The following is an 18526-nucleotide window of genomic DNA, read 5'->3' on the forward strand; positions in this document are numbered from 1 at the left end:
AAGGTCCACTCATGCCAAACAAAGAGCCAGGCTGATCTTCCTAGCGAAATTTTAAACCGCAGGCTGATGCTGACTCATACAGTGAAGTGCGCCGCCCTCTTTAATGATGTCCGTGCAATCCACACCAACAATTTCACGCCCGGGGAAACAATCTCCAATAATCCGAATCGCGGCGGCATCGTTTTCTGGCTGATTGTAGGTAGGCACGAGCACCGCCCCATTCAGGACGACAAAATTTAAATAACTGGCAGCAAGTGGCTCGCCCGCATGAGTGATCGGTGCCGGCAGCGGCAATTTCACACAAGTGAAGGGGGCGCCTGCCGGCGTGCGAAAGTCTTGCGCCCGTCGCAGGTTTTCAGTCAGCGCGGGATAATTCGCATCGGTGGACTCGGCCACGTGAGCGATCAATATGCCATCGGCTTTAAAAAAACGTGCGAGATTATCAATGTGACCATCGGTATCATCCCCGACCAAACCGTCGTGCAGCCAGAGCACTTGATTCGCCCCCAGACCACTGGTGAGCTCGCGTTCGACCTGAGCCGCAGTCGTGTCACCATTACGTGTGGGATTCAGCACCACCACTTCAGTCGTTAAAATGTGTCCCGCACCATTACTCTCCACGGCGCCACCTTCAAGCACTTGATCGAAGGCAAAACGACGAATGCCCAACTGATCGGCGATCCATTCGGAAGCACGATCGTCCTTTTGCTGGTCGGGAAATTTATTACCCCAGGCATTGTAACGCCAGTCCGCGATGCAGAGCTCGCGCCGCTGATCATGAATGAGAAAGAGAGGTCCAAAATCGCGAATCCACACGTCATCGCTCTGGTAATCATAAAGCTCCACCTTGGCGGTGTCGCCGTGAGCCGACATCAATTCGAGCAGGTAGGGCTGTTCGGCAGCGGCGCATAGCACACGTACAGCTTGATAGCCCGCGGCCAACATGTAAAGGGCAGCCAGTTGCTCACGAACCCGATCGAAACAATCAGGCCAAAGAGAACGGCGCACAGGCCAGGCAAACCAGATAGCAGATTGTGGCTCCCATTCGGAAGGGAAACGGTAAGCCAGTTCTTTAGGTGTTTCGAAAGTGGACATTAAAAAAATAAATGAACCGCGAACATTGAACGTTCAACATTGAACTTCGAAGGAACGCCGAGGTGGAGAACGTCCAACGCTCAACTTTGAACGTCCGTCCAATGATGAATGAAAATACGATGTAGCAAGATCAAGACAAGGTATACACATTCAATGTTTGCAACGCTCGGGAGCCGCGGAGTTGCGCGGACGGGCGCCTACCTGTGAACACCGGCGCGCCCGAGGGCGCACACCACGAAAGAAAGCTCACTGCGCTTCGATTATTCTCTCCATGCAATCGGAGAGCAACATTTAGACATATTAGAAATCAGGCATACCGGGGCGCCAGCAAGTCCAGACTTCGAGGCTGCAAGAACTGGTTGATAGACGCCATCAGCACTTCCCAATGCATGGAGCTTTGATTGATGCGGACGAAGCTCAAATTGCGAGCATCATACGTCAAATTAATCACAATGCGGAAGAATCTGGCTAAGAAACGGAATATAGAAAAGATGCTTAATCATCTTACCGAGCTGTATTATCGGGGTCAGCGACAGATAGTCTCCACTAGATTAGCTATATTATACATTCAAAAAAGGGAGATTTTTGAACCAAATCTAGGACCAAAAGTCAAAAATGGTGGGCCCGGTGGGGTTCGAACCCACGACCAAGGGATTATGAGTCCCCTGCTCTAACCGCTGAGCTACAGGCCCAAAATGATTGAGTGTCGCAAAAAATCAACTCTGCCAACGCACAGCAAGCCTTGATTCTCAAAAATCACCGCCTGCTTAGACAAATACAAATTAAAGCAATCGTCTCATCGCAAGCTCACCGTCACGGCACACAAGAGAGATGAGCCCTTCGGATGCATAGCGAACCTCTGATCGCAAAATTATTATAACCAAAAGGCGCTTGCACGATAGCTCGAAACTGAATCGAGTGAAGGTGCCCATGAAAAAAATTACCTCTTTACTGTGTGCGGCATTGGCATGCATCCCCTTATTGACCATGGCCTCAGATCCTAAAATGAACCTGACTCAGAACAAAACAGAGCTCGCAGCTGCGCCCCTGCCACAAAGCAGTGAGGCGGCGCAGAAGTTTCCGGGCGAGGTGCAGGATTGGCATGGCTTTGAAATGGTGGTGCATGAGGATACGCGAATTGTGATTCCTCATCAGGAGGCCGATGGGAAGCCTTGGGTGTGGCGCGCGCGCTTCTGGGGGCATGAGCCGCAGTTCGACATCGCGATGCTGGAGCGGGGTTATCATGTGGTCTATTGTGATGTGAGCGGTTTATACGGCAGTCCCGAGGCGGTCGCGCGCTGGAATGCCTTTTACAACTACCTGCGCTTTGAGCATTTGTTTGCCGATCGGGCAGTATTGGAAGGCATGTCGCGGGGTGGCTTGATCGTCTATAATTGGGCGGCCGCCAATCCGGACAAGGTGGCCGCGATTTATGCCGATGCGCCGGTCATGGACTTCAAGAGCTGGCCGGGCATCAATGACGCCATTCTGGCTCGTTATGGTTTTAAAGATCAGGCGGAGGCCACCGCCTATACGGGCAACCCGATCGACAACTTGGCGCCCTTAGCGAAAGCGGGCATTCCCATCCTGCACGTGGTCGGCGATGCGGACGAGGTGGTGCCGGTCGCGGAGAACACGGCGATCGCGGAAGCGCGCTATCATACGATGGGCGGCACCTTTAAAGTGATTCATAAACCGGACGCCGGGCACCATCCCCACTCGCTGGAAGATCCACAGCCAATTGTTGATTTTATTATTCAACACTCTCAGGGCCAAGGCGACCTAGCCGCCGATCAAATCGTCAGCGACAAAAACTTCATTTTGCGCAGCGATTTTCAAAACTCGCGTATTCAATTCGAACAACAGCGGCGCGGGCATGTGGCTTTTATTGGCGGCTCAATCACCGAGATGAATGGCTATCGTCCCATGCTCTGTGAGATGCTGGAAGCACGTTTTCCAGAGACAGCCTTTACCTTTACCGACGCAGGCATCAGCTCGACCTGTTCCGACACAGGTGCCTTTCGTCTAGAGCAGGATGTTCTGAGCCACGGACCGTTGGATCTCTTATTTGTAGAGTTCGCGGTGAATGACGACCAGGATGCACAGCAGGATTATGAGGACGCCTTGCGTGGCATGGAGGGCATCATCGCACAAGCGAGAAGGCATAACCCGAAAGTCGATATCGTGATGACCTTTTTCGTGAATGAAAACATTCTGCGAAAACTACAACGTGGCGAAAGCACCCCGTCGATCGAGGCACACAGCCAGGTGGCCGAGCACTACGGGGTCTCGGTCAATCACCTCGCTCAGGAACTGGCAGACTTGATTACTGCGGGGAAGATGGACTGGAAAAAATTCGGTGGCGTGCACCCGAACGAATACGGCAACACCATGTGTGCGACGATGATTCGTCGTGCCCTGCTCCAGCAGTGGGCGAAACCTCTCTCGGCCGACGCGCAAGCACAGCCATATGCGCTGCCGGATGTGATCGACGCAAAGAGCTATATCCACGGACGCTTTTTGCCGCTCGACGCCCTCCAGATGGATGCAAACTGGACGGTCGGCGTTCCCAATTGGCCGGAAGAAAATGCGGGAGCCGTGCGCTCACGCTTTAAAGAGGTGCCCATGATTTACAGCAGCCAAGCCCATGCAAAACTGACAATCGACTTCGAGGGGACCGCAATCGGCGCCTACATGCTGGCGGGGCCGGATGCCGGTATCCTACGCTGCACTGTGGACGGCGAGCAGAGCCAAGAAATTGATACCCTCCACCGTTATAGCGGATTTAATTATCCGATGACTGTGATGTTTTTTAACGAATTAGCGCCTGGATCTCACAGTCTCGAAATCGAGATTTTGGACAACCGCCCCGGACCTATCAAAGCCGGCGGCACTGCGCTGCGGGTGATTGATTTCGTGGCGAATTAAGTACACATTATAATCAAGCGCTAAAGCGCTCACTCATACCCAGCATAGTATCAGGCAAGAGTGACGGCCGTTCGCCGTTGTTTCAAACGCTTGAATTCAGGCTCATACTTAAAGCGCTCGAAAAGACCTGTCCTGCCCCGCAACTACCAGCCTAAAATAAATACCGCCGTCCACAAAAGCGTGCGCGGCCAATTAGTCCAAATCAACCGCCGGCGCTTGATTTGCGTCGAATCACCTTGATCGATCTGGCGGTGTAGCGGCACGGATACGAAAAAGGACAGCCCCCAGCATGTCATGACCAGTATCAAGACCAGCCAGCTCAAGGCTGTGCCGAACGCCCACACCGCCCAAGCGGCACAGATGAGTTGCAAGATCATCAACGGAGCGATGATCCAGGTGAAACGAAAGACATAAGTCTTATGCCAATCGATCATCGACGCCCCCTCCATATGCAAGAAGCTCGGATAAATGATGCACTGCACCAGCCACAGAATCACACAAATGCCGAAATCGACGAGTGTGTGGAGTTCAGACATCGGATCGGCAGAGTGGATCGGCGGTCTTCACCAGTGAAGCCCCTACGATGACAACTTCCCCTTTTTGTGCAGGAGCTCGGCGATTTGAATGGCGTTGAGGGCGGCGCCCTTCCAGAGCTGGTCGCCAGTCACCCAAAGCGCGAGACCGTTGTCGAATACCAGATCTTTGCGGATGCGGCCGACGCCACAAGGCACCACCTCGGAGTAGTTGAGCGGCATCGGGTATTCGGCATTAGCGGGATTGTCCACCAGTTCGGCACCTTCGAAATTACGCACGGCTTCGCGCGCGGCTTCAACAGTGACGGGCTTTTCAAATTCAGCACTGATCGAGATCGAGTGGGCACGGAAGACGGGCACACGCACACAGGTGCAAGTCACGCGGAGATCGTCGATCCCCATGATCTTGCGGCCCTCGTTGAGCATCTTCATCTCTTCCTTGGTGTAGCCGTCGTCAAGAAACTTGTCGACGTGGGGAATGAGATTGAAGGCGATCTGATGCGGATACACTTCTTGCTTCATCTCACCCCCTTCAGCCCAAGCGTGAGCCTGTTGATCGAGTTCGATCAAGCCGCCGGCGCCACTGCCGGAAACGGCTTGGTAAGTGGAAGCGATAAAAGACTTCAGACCGAAGGCTTTGTGCAGCGGATAGAGCCCCATCAACGAGATCGCTGTCGAGCAATTCGGGTTGGCCAAAATGCCTTGGTGATTGTCGACCGAGTCGGGATTGATCTCGGGAATGACCAGTGGCACGTTGGGGTCCTGGCGGAAGGCGGAGCTGTTATCGACGACGATACAACCGCGCTTGACGGCCTCTGCAGCGAAGAGCTTGGACTGGTCGCCCCCGGCGCTAAAGATGCAGACGTCCAGCCCTGCGAAGCTCTCTGGAGTCGCTTCTTGAATCGTCCAGGATTTGTCGCCAAACGATTGTGTCTTGCCCGCGGAGCGTGCCGATGCGAGCAAACGAAGTTCCGCGATGGGGAACTCACGCTCGTGAAGGAGACGAATGATTTCTTGACCGACTGCACCAGTCGCTCCGAGGATGCCTACGTTATATGCCATTTGATTTAATAGAGGAAAGCGCGCGTGTAAAACAAAGCTGTGAGGCCTTGTCAATAACACCTACAGATCGCTGCTTGCTGGTTTCAATTGCCGACCAAACAATGGTCGTTCTGGAAAATAGCAAGCTAGTGAAAGAATATACAGTCTCAACCTCAAAAAATCCGCCCTCTTGTGTGGCAGATTCTTTTGGCACTCCCTCGGGACTCCACACCATCGCCGACAAGATCGGAGCCGATGCGCCGGAAGGCATGGTCTTTAAGGGACGGGTGGCGACGGGAGAACTTTACACCGAGGTCTCCGAGGAAGATGCCGCGCGCAGCCTGATCACCAGTCGTATCCTACGCATGCGCGGTCTGGAGCCGGGCAAAAACAGCGGCCCTGGCTGCGACACCTACGATCGCTACGTGTATATTCACGGCACCAACAAAGAAGAACTGATCGGACAACCCGCCAGCGCGGGCTGCGTGCAGCTGCGCAATCGCGAAATGATCGAGCTCTTCGAGCGAGTCGAGGCAGGTGATCTCGTTTGGATACGCTAATGCCACGCCCGGAATACGACTGCGAAAACTGCGGCGCCTGCTGCCGCTGCTTTCCGATTTTTGCCAGCGAGGCCGATGCCGAGCGCGAACCCGCGATCCGGCGTGAGACTCGACAACTGGAGTCCCACCTGGCCACCAAGGACAAAGCTTACCAAATGCACCCGCTCCCCTTTTTGGAGAGCTGTGCGTTTTTAAAAGAAGACCAGTTGTGCCGCATTTACGCCACCCGCCCGGCAGTCTGTAGGCGGTTTGAAGCCGGCAGCGCTCAATGCATCGAGGCGCGGGAACGCATGGGAGTCAGGCGCCAAGACGGATCTTAGCCGGAGGGCATTCCCGCCACTGACTCAACTCGCTTTCTTTTTACGGCGGCTACTCATCAAGCGGCGGTAGCTCAAAGCGAAGCCGGAATAAACGAGGATCAGTCCGGCGATGCAGCCTAGGAAGGCGATGATTTTGCCCGGAAGGAGTCCAGCCTCGCCAGTGTGGATGTAGCGCAGGGAACTGTGTAATTTCTCCCTGAAGCTGAGATCGGAAGGCTGACGCTGAGCCGCGATCACACCTGTATACAGATCGACCAAGAGCTCGGAAGGACGGTTAAACGGAAACCATTGTCCCGCCTCTTGAACCAAAACCAAGGCAGGATCGACACTGGGGCCACGTCGTCCGCCTCCCTGAGCCGCACCGGGACCGGTGCCGGCGCCGATAGCACCGCCGGGGCCACTGCCATCGCCTGCACCCTGACCGCCAGAGCCACCGCCCTGCCCCTGCCCAGGACCACGCCCCGATCCGGCACCGCGTCCAGCACCTTGTCCTGCACCGCGAGGTCCTAGAGTCGCGCTGCTGGCAATGGGCATAGTGATTTCTTCCCAATCTTCGCTCCAAGCACTCGCGACATCAAAGCGAGCCTCCATACTGAGCGTCTCTCCCTCGATTAGGCTGTCTTCTATGTGCTGTGCTGGGAGTTGCGTACCCACACGTGGCGCGGATGGGCCGAAGAGTATATTTGCACCGTCTTTCGCCCAGTCGTAGTAGAAATACGCTCCGGTCAAAATCATCAGAATGAGCGGAATCAGCGCCCAGAAACCAAAAACGTTGTGCCAATTAAAATCACGCGCCTTGCCTTTAGCACCGCGCTTGAGCATCATCACAGCACGAAAGGCCTTCCAACGCCACACGCGTGGGAACCACAGGTACAAGCCACTCAGACAAAGAAAGAGAAAGCCGAGGTTGGCGACATTGGTGATCATACGCCCGGTATCACGCGAGTCCCCCTGCAACACCAACCAACGGTGCAGTTCGAAATTAAAAAAGAAAAAATCGCGCAGTCCCTGTGCTTCGCTTTGCCAAATCTCTCCCGTATAAGGATTGAGATAGCGAAAGTCACGTCGTCCCATATTCAAGCGCCAGGCAGTGCTCGGCTCGAAGGCAATCACGATCTGCGAAAACGTCGCATCCGGCTCGACCTCTTGGGCCATACGCACCAACTCGTCGATCGCTTTGCGCTCTGTTCCGGCAGCAAGCTCCAGAGTGACCGAGTCTTTTTCAACTGCAGCGATAAAGTCATCCTCAAAAGCGAGCACGGCCCCGGTCAGGCAAAGTAATGCGATCATAAACCCGACTGCCACACCGACACAGAGATGCACCCAAAAAATTATTTTACGAAAGCGTTTCATAAAAAATGAAATGAACAAAAAACAAAAAGCGCTTACACCGCATCGCAGTGTAAGCGCAAAACTTGCGAATCGTATAAATTACCTAAAATTTGTAGGAAAGACTCAATGCTAATTCACGGCCACTCGCGGCATATCCGCTAGTATAAGCAAAGGTGGCCTGATCATAATAATATTTATCGAATACGTTGCTCAGAGTCAGGTTTACAGTCAGTGCATCCAAGGACTTGGGCGTCCAACGCAGGTAGGCATCATGCACTGTATACGAGCTCTTTTCGCGCAGCGCACGTGCGGTGTCCGAGTCAATGGCTTCGACATAACTAACATACCAACCAGTGATGAGGTTCAATTCCTCAAAGACGTATTCCAAGTTACCAAACCAAGTGCGTCCGGTGTTAGTGCCGACTAGGCTATACTCTTCATCGCTGGAACCATCGTAGTATGTCATTTCCGGATCGCTCTCAGTCACACCGAGCTCAACGTTAAGAGCACCGAACTGTGCCCCAGCCATAATTTCATAACCGGTTGTTTCAAAATCGCCGACATTAGTGCGCAGCCCGGTGCCACGGTCATAGCCAGGATTGATCACGTCGTCGACTTCCAACTGGAAGATGTTCGCGGCGATGTAGTAATTCTTAATCGTGTACTCGAAACCAAGCTCTAGGTTCGTCGATCGCTCCGCCTTCATATCAGGGTCTTGCGTGACTGTATCGAAATAGGCTTGAGTCGGATAGGCGCCGCGCAATGCCTCTGCATAGGTGGCATGAATCTCCAAGCCCTCGGTGGGGCGCACAATAATCGTGCCATTGGGACTGAAGCCTGAATTATCGACATCCACGCCACCACGCTCATCCAAGGTATAGCGATCGAAACGCCCCCCGGCAGAAAGCGTCACAAACTCAGAAACATCCCAGTCGCCCTGAGCGTAGAGCCCCAGCACGTCGCCGGCGTCGTCCCCGGCAGTGGTCTTATCAGTTTCGTAGGTATCTTCACGGTAGTCGACTCCATAAGTCACTTTGGCAGCTTCCTTGAAGAGGCTGGTATTACGCAGATCAAAACCGATACTGGTAATAGAAGTCTCCGTGGTGGCATCCTGAAGGCTACGCTCCGTCCAATACGCATTGGTTTCCACATTCACCCAGTCATTATTAGCAGGGTTGATATCGTAGTGAACAGTCGCTGTGTTACGCTCTTTATAGCTCGTGCCATCCGCACTCACGGCAGGGGCAATGTTCATACGAGCTGCGCCGATACTTTGATCTTCGAGATATTCGTAACTCACACTGAGGCTCTGCGCTTCGGTCAGATTACCGGAAACTTTGAAAAAAGCGCTGGTGCGCTGGTATTCGGTATCAATCACTTCATTGCCATCGCCATCCTCGTAGTTTCCCACGTCGGAGTATCCCAGCGATGCGATATAGCTCCAGTCTTCATTGATCAAACCATAGCCAGTCGCACTGGTTTTATAGCCACCGTCGCCACTGGAATAGTAAGTTCCCTTCAACAAGGCGCCGACAGTCGCACCGTCCTCCAGCAGATCAAAGCCATCCTTGGTTTCATATGCAATAGCACCCCCCAGTGCACCTGCGCCACTCAGCGCGTTTCCAGTGCCCGCACTCACTTTAACGGATTTTAGAAGCTCTGGCTCGATGCTACCACCAGTGCCAGCATGGTAAAAAATCGCTCCGACCTGAGGTGCACCATCGACGGTGACATTAGCCGTCGTGCTCTGTAAGCCACGAATAAAAATATCCTGCGTCTGTGGACGACCACCCGCAGCATTGACGCTAATGCTTGACCTGAAAATATCCTCTAAGTCAGTAGCGGACCAGCGCTCCAACTCCTCGGATGTGACCGTGTTGGAGTCTGCCAAAGTATGATCTACCTGAGCCGCTTCGTTCGCTGTGAGCGTCGCTTCATTCAGCTCAGCAACTGCATTAGCAGACAGCTCGTCTGCATGTGAAGACGTGCAAGCGCCCACAAGAAGTAAGATGCCAGGCAAAGCAAAGCGTTTAGTAATTTGATTGGTATTTTGCATGTTGTTTGATGAAAAACGGCCAGCATAGCAAAACCACCACTGCCATTTCTACCCGCAGACGGAGTAAAAAAGCCCGAAAACGAAATTGAGCCATTCACGCACTTCGGCGGTGAAGACACTGATACGCCTTGGGCAATAGGCCATGCCGCTCCTTAAATGCGCGCGCAAAATGACTCGCGTTGGTATAGCCCACCTCATTGGCCACCTGAATCACACTCAAACGATCCTCCTTCAACAAACTGGCAGCAAAGTCCATACGTAGCTCACGTAAATACCCAAAAGTAGTCTTACCATGGATACGTTTAAAGGAAGATTTCAGCTTATGTTCATTCAAGCCGGACAGCTGACACAATTCAGCCATCGAATACTCGTATCCGGGATCATGCCGCATGTGCTCACACAACAGCTGTATCGCGTCGCGATCAGCTGCATTTAAAGCAGATTCGCCAGCACTATCCAAGGACTCAACATGACTCAAAAGCTCAGAGATCCATGTCAAAGTGTTGGCTTCGATCCGCAGACGCCGCCTTAAACCACTGCCTTCGCGAGACGCTACAAGTCGGGCCAAATTAAAAGTAGCCGCATCCATTTGCCCACCCGCAAAATCTATACGCGCCCCAGAGCTGGTATAACGCCGCAATTGCTCACTCACTTTACCTTGAGGGCTCAACTCAGACAACTGGCTCGCCATCACGCGGGAACAAATACAAAGCCCCAAAACGACGCCATCCGTAGCCGTGCGATCCAAGGAAAACTCACGACGCGGCATCGTAAACCACTGCCCCGCTTCCACTTTCTCCACAAGCCCCGCAGAAGTACTCCACTTCGCCCAGCCCTGCGTGACAAAGCCCATCACTAAATACTCTTGCCCTAAATCGATATGACAGGGATTCGGACCATCTAGGCGACACTCCACATCAATATAGCCCAATCCCTCTCTCAACTGAAACCATTCCGCATGCCCGCAAACTCCCTGACCTGCCCAATCCCAGCGGCTTGGCGGTAAAAATGGACAAGCAGGCGCCGAAGCACTCAGTGCCCCACTCAAACGAAGTCCTGGTCGCGTGTCCTGCATGAGTTTACCAGCCATACTGCCCCCCATAGACACGAAGGTCTAATCGGCTAGAAGCGAAGCAGGAAATTATGATCGATTGCTGCACAGGATGTGAGAAAGTTGAAAATCAGTTAGATAGAAATAAGATACGCCGACTCCGACGCATCTACACCGATGAATGGGTATGCACGATTGAACTGCCGTCAAGTGATAATGAGACTCCGTATCACCCGAGTCATATAATCCCCTGCAGTAAACAGAGCGGCAACCACAAAGCTAAAGCTTCAATTCCAATTGATCATTTTTTGAAAGCGACCAGGCAGCATAGCCCCGACTACGAAGCGTAGCCGCAAATGCCTGCTCGTAACCATGCGTGGTATAAACCGCTTGCGGTGCCACAGTATCTACAAACTGCAGCAAGCCCGGATAATCTGCGTGATCGGACAGCGGAATCACCTCGTCGACCCCATAGCGATACTTAGCAGAACCATCCATTCCCCAACCACTGACCATCGCTACCTGGCAGTTCTTACGCGGTAATAGTCGGAGCACCGCGGGTGGCATCACGACGATACATTCACTCATATTGAGAAAGTCCAGCGGCCGTGTCTGTGGCATCGAAACCCCAAAACTGGCATACACTTGATTCAATGGCGCAATACTCTTATGCACCATCAACGTCTGAGAGCGCTCCTCCAAAACCTTCAATAGCTCCTGCGCCTTGCCAAGGCTATAGGCCAAAAAGACAGGGACCTTGGCAGCTTCGATCGCGCGATCGCAGAAACGATGCACACTCTGACAAGTCTGCTCAAATTCTGGAAAGACATACTCAGCACGCCCAAAGGTAGTTTCCATTACCAGAGTGTCGGCATGTGGAATCTGAATCACTTCTGTCGCAAGCCCGGAGCGCATTTTAAAATCTCCCGTATAAAGAAAAGACTCTCCAGTATCCAGCCGAACATGCGCCATCGCCGAGCCTAACACATGCCCAGCGGGATAGAAGCGCAATCGATAGCCAGGGCCCAAATACACCTCACCATATGGCAACGCCCTGCCCCGATCCGCCATAGCATTGCCATGACGCACACGGATCAATGCGATCGTCTCGGGCGTAGCCAAATAACAATCGTGATTAGCAACATGATCCGCATGTGCATGCGAAACCACGGCAAAGGGCTTACGCTTACGTGGATCGAACCATAACTGACACTTCGGCAGTAACAGTCCACCTCGATAGATTGGCTTTATCATACAAACAAGTTTAACGGACTAGAGACAAATTCCGAGTGAATCCCATCTTTTAAAAAAATTACTTTTGACCGTTGAATTGAGAACAACATAGCTTGTCAAAATATGGAACCCGCAATGCAACCTAGCGTATCAAGAAAAACCCCACACCCACGACTGGAACACAGCCCTATACCAAGCTGGGTACGCACGTATGAGTCCTCCCTCCAGACTTGTAGACGCGATGGTGAACCCATTACACGCTTACTACTGGATATACAGCATGATACCGAGACAAAGTCCTCATACATCCACCTACAGCAACGCCTGGAAAACAAACAAGCCGTGCAAGAGCTGGCACAGTGGCGCATAAACTTCGATCCCAACAGTCAAAAAATACAGCTCCACCACATTCGAGTGATCCGAGATGGCGTGGCACGCGAATACTCAGATCCGGAGAACGTACGTATTATACAACGTGAAGAAGATTTGGAATCTTACATCCTACACGGCCAAGTCACTTTACTTGTAGTGCTCGAAGACATACGAATCGGTGACGTGATTGATACATGCTACACCCAAATCAATCAGCCACAGATACTACCCAATCACTTTTCAAACCTTCAGTCTCCGCCGGATGCCCTACGCACCGGCGACTACCATCTATCCGTGCGCTTCCCGAAGCAAACGCCAATGCAATGGCAGTCTGCAAACCCTGAAAACGCTCCTAAAATTTCCGAGGAAGCATCACATATTTTATGGGAATGGGAAGAACAAGACATCGATCCAGAATCCGCTGAAAGCAACATCCCGAACTGGCAGTTGCCAGAAAATTGGATTCACCTGTCCGACATGCAGAAATGGTCTGAAATGGCGATGGCCGCCCACGAAGCTTGGCCTAACGTTAGCGATTTTCAACTGCCCGCAGCCTTGGAGTCTATGGTTGATCCAAACGATCAAAAAAAGACCGCAGAAGCCCTCATCCGTTATGTTCAAGACGAGTTCCGCTACCTAAGCGTCAAAACAAATCTAGGCGGGCAAATTCCCAATTCACCCCACACAGTCATCGAAAGATGTTACGGTGACTGCAAAGACCTCTCATCGCTATTGACTCACCTACTGCGCAGCCAGTCCATCAAGGCACGCCCGATACTAGTCAATAGCGAGCTTGGTAAAAGCTTACCCGAACTACTCCCCTGCGCGACCTTGTTCAACCATGTGATCGTCGAGTATCAAATCGATGGAGTGCCTTACTGGGTCGATCCGACACTGAGTGATCAGGGTGGCGACGCCACTGGTCGCTACGTTCCACCTTACTACTTCGGCCTCCCCATCCAAGCAAGACCTACGAATCTAGTCGAACAGCCAAGCAATCGTAGCGTCAAAGATCGCTACGAGCTACAAGACACCATCTTACTCGATACGGCCAACAACCTCTCGATCTTACGCGTCACGACTACTGTAACTGGAAAATACGCCGACGATTTTCGCCTGCAGCTTTCCCAAGAAGGGCCAGAAGGTTTTATCAAGAGCTCTGAAGAACGCCAAGTTAATCGCTATCAAACAGAATGCGCCGTTGAGCCCGTCAAATATATGGACAACCGGGCACTCAACGAGTGGCGAATGGTCGAGGTATATAAGATCGATTTTTACAAGAGTATGAGCTTCGATAAACAGTTCTTACAACTGTCCCTACCACGCACCATCCTCATGGCCGCGATCACCGTCCCTGAAGAAGGCGAACGATGCGCCGCCTTTGCAATCCCAGACGATTTAGACGTCACACACATCATCGAGGTGCACTCGAAGGCAAATGGACGCCAACGGAGCCAGAAAAAGACCTTCGAGCTCCCCGGGATAGAAGCCAGCGTCGAAGGACTCTTCAAAAGCGGTGCTTGGACTAAAACGATTCGCCTGAAGACATCGACCGACCACATCCCCGCCGAGCAAGTAGCCAGCTTCCGTAATCTACTATTTGACCTCTGGCAACATGCTTCTTGGGTCATCACCGCACCACGTGGACTCGTTCGCCTGCACCGCCCCGCCGACTTCGGACAACTGATGCCCCGCAAGGCCGCTTCGCAAAAAAATTCCTCACCAGCAGCAGCCCCAAGCAAACAAGTACGAAGGAGGTCCAGGTCACGCACACAACGCCTGGCTTCGCACCCAGAGGAAATCAAGAAACGCGAGCAAGGTGCTGCGACAAAAAAAAGCCATTCCGACAAGCGAAATGGCTTTTTAAAATGGCTTATCTTCAGGAAAAAGTAAAATCCCCTAAAGAAGCTCCACCTCAGGCGACTTAGATGTGGATCGCTTCGCCGAAAACGGCGGCGGCAGCCTCCATCATCGCCTCACTGAGCGTGGGGTGAGCATGAATGGTATTGTGGATTTCCTCGGCTGTAGCCTCGAGTTTCATCCCCAAGCCATACTCCGCGATCATCTCGGTAGCGTCAGAACCCACGATGTGTGCGCCCAGGATTTCGCCGTATTTCGGATCCACCAACATCTTAACAAAGCCTTCCGGCTGATTGGAGGCGACCGCTTTACCGGATGCTTGGAATGGGAACTTGCCCACCTTATATTCAATTCCCTCTTCCTTGAGCTTCTTCTCAGTCTTACCAATCGAAGCCACTTGAGGTAGGCAGTAAGTGCAGCCGGGGAACTCCTTGACCCGCTCGGGTTTGCCATGGCCAAACATGCCATTCACTGCCTGGACCGCTTCAAAGGTCGCAACGTGTGCCAACCAAGGGGGCCCAATAATATCACCAGCCGCATAAATGCCCTTAACTGAGGACTCGTAATTGTCATCCACCTTGACGTAACCGCGATCAAGCGCGAGCTTGGTGCGTGGCGAGAAGAGCCCTTCAGTGTTAGCCACAACACCAATCGCCAAAAGAATGGAATCAGCTGTGATGCTCTCGGTCTGGTCCCCCTTAACGAGATCCATTTTAACGTTCTTCGCACTCACTTGGATATTCTCCACCGCAGTCGATACCCGGCAGTCGATACCACTCTGCTTGAAAGACCGCTCGACGACAGCCGCCGTTTCATGATCTTCAACCGGCAGCACCTGATCCAGCATCTCGACCAATGTCACTTTAGTCCCGAAAGCATTTAAAAAGTAAGCAAACTCGGCACCGATTGCACCCGCACCTACAATCACAATGGACTTCGGCTGTGTCTTCATCTCCAGCGCTTGACGCGAGGTCATCACACGTTCCCCGTCAACTTCAAGATCCGGCAGGCGACGTGGCTTACATCCCGTCGCAATCAGAGTCTTCTCCGTGGAAAGAATCTTCCCCTTATCTTTACCTGCAGTGACTTCCACCATGCCAGGCACATTGATCGTGCCAGTGCCGATGATGTGGTCCACTTTGTTCTTTTTGAACAGGAAGCCAATTCCCTTCGCCATCGTCTCCGACACATTGCGCGAACGACCGATGATCTTAGAAAAATCATAATCGACGCCCTTGACAGTAATGCCCAGGTCTTCGCTGTGCTGAATCTTATTATACAGCTCAGCGCTTTTAAGCAGCGCCTTAGAGGGGATACAACCCCAGTTCAAACAAGTGCCGCCTGGGCGCTCTTGCTCCACGCAGGCAACTTTCTTGCCAAGTTGGCCGGCACGAATAGCTGCAGCGTAGCCCGCAGGGCCACCGCCGATGACGACGAGATCGTATTTTGTAGTCGATGACATAGGCTAGATTAAAAGCGCCAAGTTTGGCTCTGAGTCAATTCTTATCAAAATGGCGAATTTCCTATCGTGACTAACTCAACGCACAAAAGGTTCCAATAGTGGTTCCAATAGTCCCATGACCATCATAGAATCCTGCCCTACCAGCCTGGTTGATTCCTGTAGCGGTCCAGACGTCTGGCAGTTCAACCGACTAGATATCGATGACATCATCGTCCTGCAACGGCTTTTGACGATGTGGCTGTCGACTCGCAGTCGGCTCACTGGGGCGATTGCCAGCACTACGGGTGGTACGCACTTGCACGCGACTATTTCCAAAGAACATATTCGCCGCAAAACCTGTCAAACTCACGACAAAAGCACCCGCTAATGCATATGCAAATGAGTCCACATCAAAGCCATCCACTAAGTTGCCAACCAGCAAAAACAAGAGTGCGTTGATCAACCAAATACCAAGGCCAAAGGTCATAATGATAAATGGTAATGCAAACAACATGAGCAAGGGCTTAAGAAAGACATTGCACAAACTCAGTAACAGCACAGCCACAACTAAAGCACTGCTATCGCTATAATGAATCCCTGCAAACACATGCGAGGCAATGAGTACGCCAAGTGCGATCAGCAGCCAGCTTTTAAAAATTCGTTTTATGTCCATAATCTAAGAATCCCCGTCTACAGTGGGGTCGACCTCCACGTCCATGCTAGGTGAGTAGCGAAAGTTATAAGAAACAGGCTCTGCACCCTCATCAGCCGGAAACACCAAAATAACATTATATAAATGCGGCGGTGTCATAATCCCCGCAGCCCCCAAACCACCGCCCGTGGGCAAAAGACTGAGTCGGTGATAGGCTCGTCCACGCACAGATCCCGTAAAACGAACCGTGGCCGTTTCCGATTCGGGCTCTGCGATCAGCCCGTTCCCATCAATCCAATAGATGCGCAAGCGATTATCAACGATCCGGAAGTTTATACGCGGCTCATCCTCCCCGCGTTCGATATAATACCCCTGTTCGGAAACCAGATCACCTACCTCATAAGGCGCTTCAGCCACTTCCGTGGGAATCTCCACGCCTTCGTTTTGTGCACCAAGGGGCACAGAAATAAATAAAGCGAGCAGCAAGAGAGGGAAGAATTTCATGATTTCAATATGCGCAGGTAGCCGCGAAGATCAATCACCACTCGCCGACTCTCGGGCTTGAATTTCGGATTTAAGTTTTTTTAGCTGCGCCACGCGTTGGGCCGTTGCAGCTTCTGCGCCAGCTTGACCAGGCACGTAAAAAGTCATAGGCTGCAGCATGTAATCCTGCCCGGACACCCCATGCGGATAATCGTGACTATAGCGGTAATCTGCCCCGTGGCCCATGGCTTTATTTGTTTTGGTATGTGCGTCTCGCAGCCATAAAGGCACTGCCTGTACCGCTTGCTCTCGGAGACTTTTCTTCACAGCCCCAATGGCACGTGTGACAGAATTACTCTTAGGAGAGGTCGCCAAATAGAGCACTGCATGCGCCAAGGCATATTCACACTCAGGCATACCCACTTTTTCACAAGCCTCGAAAGCGGCCACGGCTACAGTGAGTGCATGTGAATTTGCCAGTCCGACATCTTCAGACGCCAATATCGTGAGCCGCCTGGCAATAAAGCGCGGATCTTCGCCGCCCTGAAGCATCTTAAAAGTCCAATAAAGTGCAGCGTCCGGATCTGAACCACGAATGCTCTTAATCATCGCGGATACATGATCGTAGTGCTCATCCTCATCACGATCATAGCGAATCTGCCGCTCTCGGGCAAAAACTTCAACCGCATCTGCATCCAAATGCGCCCCCAGCGGTTGGCTTAGCACCAAGGTCTCTAAAGCATTGAGCGCACGTCGCAAGTCACCTCCTGAAAACTCGGCAACTGCCTTAAACACGACGGCATCGGCCGTGCAGCGAAAATTGCCAAGTCCCCGCTCAGCATCGCCTAAAGCATGCGCCAAAACCGTAGTGATTGCCTCCGTATTGACAGGCTCTAAGCGAAAAAGATGACTGCGACTCAACAAGGGTGCATTTACATAAAAGCCCGGATTGTGAGTCGTCGCCCCAATTAAGCGTATATTCCCCGCCTCCACATCAGGCAAAAGCAGGTCTTGCTGTGATTTATTAAAACGGTGGATCTCATCGATAAAAAGAATCGTATTCTTAGAAGGTTCGTAGCGCGCCATGCGCAAAATATCACGCATCTCAGCCACATTAGACAGCACAGCATTGATGCGCACAAATTTACTCTGAGTCTCCGCAGCAATAACCTCTGCAAGTGAGGTTTTGCCACAACCAGGGGGCCCATAAAAGATCAGACTACCAAAATTATCCGCTTGAATCAGACGCGGCAACAGACAGCCCTCCCCGACTACATGATCTTGCCCAATCACTTCATTAAGCTTACGCGGGCGCATGCGCACAGCCAAAGGGCGGTGCTTGGGCTCTGAAGAGCGTCCTCCTGAGTCAGCAAAAATATCAGCCTGATCCACATCTATTGGCATCTTAGTATATTCGTGGCTGCGCTCGATCCTTGCAAGTGCGAACAAATCAAGAAAGACTCCCCTACTAACGTCGATTACCCGATGCCACGCCAACACCAGATGCCAACCCGCGCCCCGGCCCTATTTCTACTTGTCGGCATGGTCGCAGGTTTTTATGCAGCCGAT

16 protein-coding genes and 1 tRNA gene (1 of these 17 cut by a window edge) are annotated in these 18526 nt (G+C 52.3%); 5 read left to right on the forward strand and 12 right to left on the reverse strand.

The window, feature by feature from the left end; all coding sequences use genetic code 11:
• Positions 1 to 51 precede the first annotated feature (51 nt).
• Together SH580_RS09695 and SH580_RS09700 are read right to left on the reverse strand one after the other, a co-directional pair.
• The gene (locus SH580_RS09695) at positions 52 to 1095 is read right to left on the reverse strand and encodes an agmatine deiminase family protein (RefSeq protein WP_319834794.1); all 1044 of its coding nucleotides are present in this window, start codon (positions 1093 to 1095) and stop codon (positions 52 to 54) included.
• A 616-nt stretch (positions 1096 to 1711) separates the two neighbouring features.
• Positions 1712 to 1787 (reverse strand) — tRNA-Ile (locus tag SH580_RS09700).
• A 238-nt stretch (positions 1788 to 2025) separates the two neighbouring features.
• Between SH580_RS09700 and SH580_RS09705 the strand changes: the two genes are divergently transcribed.
• Positions 2026 to 4023, forward strand: a complete 1998-nt coding sequence (locus SH580_RS09705; RefSeq protein ID WP_319834795.1) for an SGNH/GDSL hydrolase family protein — start codon at positions 2026 to 2028, stop codon at positions 4021 to 4023.
• A 143-nt stretch (positions 4024 to 4166) separates the two neighbouring features.
• Here the strand turns inward: SH580_RS09705 and SH580_RS09710 are convergent, their stop codons facing one another.
• On the reverse strand, positions 4167 to 4559 hold the full coding sequence (locus SH580_RS09710) for a hypothetical protein (RefSeq protein ID WP_319834796.1): 393 nt from the start codon (positions 4557 to 4559) through the stop codon (positions 4167 to 4169).
• Positions 4560 to 4601: 42 nt separating this feature from the next.
• Entirely contained in the window at positions 4602 to 5618 is a 1017-nt protein-coding gene (locus SH580_RS09715) for an aspartate-semialdehyde dehydrogenase (protein WP_319834797.1), read from the reverse strand.
• Between SH580_RS09715 and SH580_RS09720 the strand changes: the two genes are divergently transcribed.
• Together SH580_RS09720 and SH580_RS09725 are read left to right on the forward strand one after the other, a co-directional pair.
• The gene (locus tag SH580_RS09720) at positions 5612 to 6157 is read left to right on the forward strand and encodes a L,D-transpeptidase family protein (protein WP_319834798.1); all 546 of its coding nucleotides are present in this window, start codon (positions 5612 to 5614) and stop codon (positions 6155 to 6157) included. The two genes, SH580_RS09715 and SH580_RS09720, sit on opposite strands and share 7 nt — an antisense overlap.
• Positions 6157 to 6477, forward strand: a complete 321-nt coding sequence (locus SH580_RS09725) for a YkgJ family cysteine cluster protein (protein WP_319834799.1) — start codon at positions 6157 to 6159, stop codon at positions 6475 to 6477. The genes SH580_RS09720 and SH580_RS09725 overlap by 1 nt, the downstream gene beginning before the upstream one ends.
• A 24-nt stretch (positions 6478 to 6501) precedes the next feature.
• On the opposite strand, the gene SH580_RS09730 is transcribed toward SH580_RS09725, so the two are convergent.
• From SH580_RS09730 to SH580_RS09745, 4 genes are all read right to left on the reverse strand, one after another.
• On the reverse strand, positions 6502 to 7830 hold the full coding sequence (locus tag SH580_RS09730; RefSeq protein WP_319834800.1) for a PepSY-associated TM helix domain-containing protein: 1329 nt from the start codon (positions 7828 to 7830) through the stop codon (positions 6502 to 6504).
• An 82-nt stretch (positions 7831 to 7912) separates the two neighbouring features.
• Positions 7913 to 9865, reverse strand: coding sequence for a TonB-dependent receptor domain-containing protein (locus SH580_RS09735; protein ID WP_319834801.1), 1953 nt, complete (start codon positions 9863 to 9865; stop codon positions 7913 to 7915).
• Between the two features lie 94 nt (positions 9866 to 9959).
• Positions 9960 to 10955, reverse strand: coding sequence for a helix-turn-helix domain-containing protein (locus SH580_RS09740; protein WP_319834802.1), 996 nt, complete (start codon positions 10953 to 10955; stop codon positions 9960 to 9962).
• Positions 10956 to 11195: 240 nt separating this feature from the next.
• The gene (locus tag SH580_RS09745; RefSeq protein ID WP_319834803.1) at positions 11196 to 12170 is read right to left on the reverse strand and encodes an MBL fold metallo-hydrolase RNA specificity domain-containing protein; all 975 of its coding nucleotides are present in this window, start codon (positions 12168 to 12170) and stop codon (positions 11196 to 11198) included.
• A gap of 114 nt (positions 12171 to 12284) precedes the next feature.
• Between SH580_RS09745 and SH580_RS09750 the strand changes: the two genes are divergently transcribed.
• Positions 12285 to 14414, forward strand: coding sequence for a DUF3857 domain-containing transglutaminase family protein (locus SH580_RS09750; protein WP_319834804.1), 2130 nt, complete (start codon positions 12285 to 12287; stop codon positions 14412 to 14414).
• A gap of 31 nt (positions 14415 to 14445) precedes the next feature.
• Here the strand turns inward: SH580_RS09750 and lpdA are convergent, their stop codons facing one another.
• From lpdA to SH580_RS09770, 4 genes are all read right to left on the reverse strand, one after another.
• Entirely contained in the window at positions 14446 to 15843 is a 1398-nt protein-coding gene (lpdA, locus tag SH580_RS09755; RefSeq protein ID WP_319834805.1) for a dihydrolipoyl dehydrogenase, read from the reverse strand.
• Between the two features lie 190 nt (positions 15844 to 16033).
• Positions 16034 to 16495: a phage holin family protein gene (locus tag SH580_RS09760; RefSeq protein ID WP_319834806.1), complete on the reverse strand. Its 462-nt coding sequence runs from the start codon at positions 16493 to 16495 to the stop codon at positions 16034 to 16036.
• Between the two features lie 3 nt (positions 16496 to 16498).
• Positions 16499 to 16978: a hypothetical protein gene (locus SH580_RS09765; protein ID WP_319834807.1), complete on the reverse strand. Its 480-nt coding sequence runs from the start codon at positions 16976 to 16978 to the stop codon at positions 16499 to 16501.
• Positions 16979 to 17008: 30 nt separating this feature from the next.
• A complete protein-coding gene (locus SH580_RS09770; protein ID WP_319834808.1) occupies positions 17009 to 18361 on the reverse strand; it encodes a replication-associated recombination protein A in 1353 nt (450 codons plus the stop codon).
• A gap of 81 nt (positions 18362 to 18442) precedes the next feature.
• On the opposite strand from SH580_RS09770, the gene SH580_RS09775 reads away from it, so the two are divergent.
• Positions 18443 to 18526, forward strand: partial view of a ComEC/Rec2 family competence protein gene (locus SH580_RS09775; RefSeq protein WP_319834809.1) — the 5' portion only. It continues 1563 nt past the right edge of the window; the window shows 84 of its 1647 coding nt (coding positions 1-84); its start codon is at positions 18443 to 18445; its stop codon lies beyond the right edge, outside the window.

This window comes from Coraliomargarita algicola, assembly GCF_033878955.1.
GTDB lineage: Bacteria > Verrucomicrobiota > Verrucomicrobiia > Opitutales > Coraliomargaritaceae > Thalassobacterium > Thalassobacterium algicola.

Coding starts and splice junctions, on each gene's coding strand:
- SH580_RS09695 (WP_319834794.1), bottom strand. CDS start 1,095: ATGTCCACTTTCGAAACACCTAAAGAACTGGCTTACCGTTTCCCTTCC.
- SH580_RS09705 (WP_319834795.1), top strand. CDS start 2,026: ATGAAAAAAATTACCTCTTTACTGTGTGCGGCATTGGCATGCATCCCC.
- SH580_RS09710 (WP_319834796.1), bottom strand. CDS start 4,559: ATGTCTGAACTCCACACACTCGTCGATTTCGGCATTTGTGTGATTCTG.
- SH580_RS09720 (WP_319834798.1), top strand. CDS start 5,612: ATGCCATTTGATTTAATAGAGGAAAGCGCGCGTGTAAAACAAAGCTGT.
- SH580_RS09715 (WP_319834797.1), bottom strand. CDS start 5,618: ATGGCATATAACGTAGGCATCCTCGGAGCGACTGGTGCAGTCGGTCAA.
- SH580_RS09725 (WP_319834799.1), top strand. CDS start 6,157: ATGCCACGCCCGGAATACGACTGCGAAAACTGCGGCGCCTGCTGCCGC.
- SH580_RS09730 (WP_319834800.1), bottom strand. CDS start 7,830: ATGAAACGCTTTCGTAAAATAATTTTTTGGGTGCATCTCTGTGTCGGT.
- SH580_RS09735 (WP_319834801.1), bottom strand. CDS start 9,865: ATGCAAAATACCAATCAAATTACTAAACGCTTTGCTTTGCCTGGCATC.
- SH580_RS09740 (WP_319834802.1), bottom strand. CDS start 10,955: ATGGCTGGTAAACTCATGCAGGACACGCGACCAGGACTTCGTTTGAGT.
- SH580_RS09745 (WP_319834803.1), bottom strand. CDS start 12,170: ATGATAAAGCCAATCTATCGAGGTGGACTGTTACTGCCGAAGTGTCAG.
- SH580_RS09750 (WP_319834804.1), top strand. CDS start 12,285: ATGCAACCTAGCGTATCAAGAAAAACCCCACACCCACGACTGGAACAC.
- lpdA (WP_319834805.1), bottom strand. CDS start 15,843: ATGTCATCGACTACAAAATACGATCTCGTCGTCATCGGCGGTGGCCCT.
- SH580_RS09760 (WP_319834806.1), bottom strand. CDS start 16,495: ATGGACATAAAACGAATTTTTAAAAGCTGGCTGCTGATCGCACTTGGC.
- SH580_RS09765 (WP_319834807.1), bottom strand. CDS start 16,978: ATGAAATTCTTCCCTCTCTTGCTGCTCGCTTTATTTATTTCTGTGCCC.
- SH580_RS09770 (WP_319834808.1), bottom strand. CDS start 18,361: ATGCCAATAGATGTGGATCAGGCTGATATTTTTGCTGACTCAGGAGGA.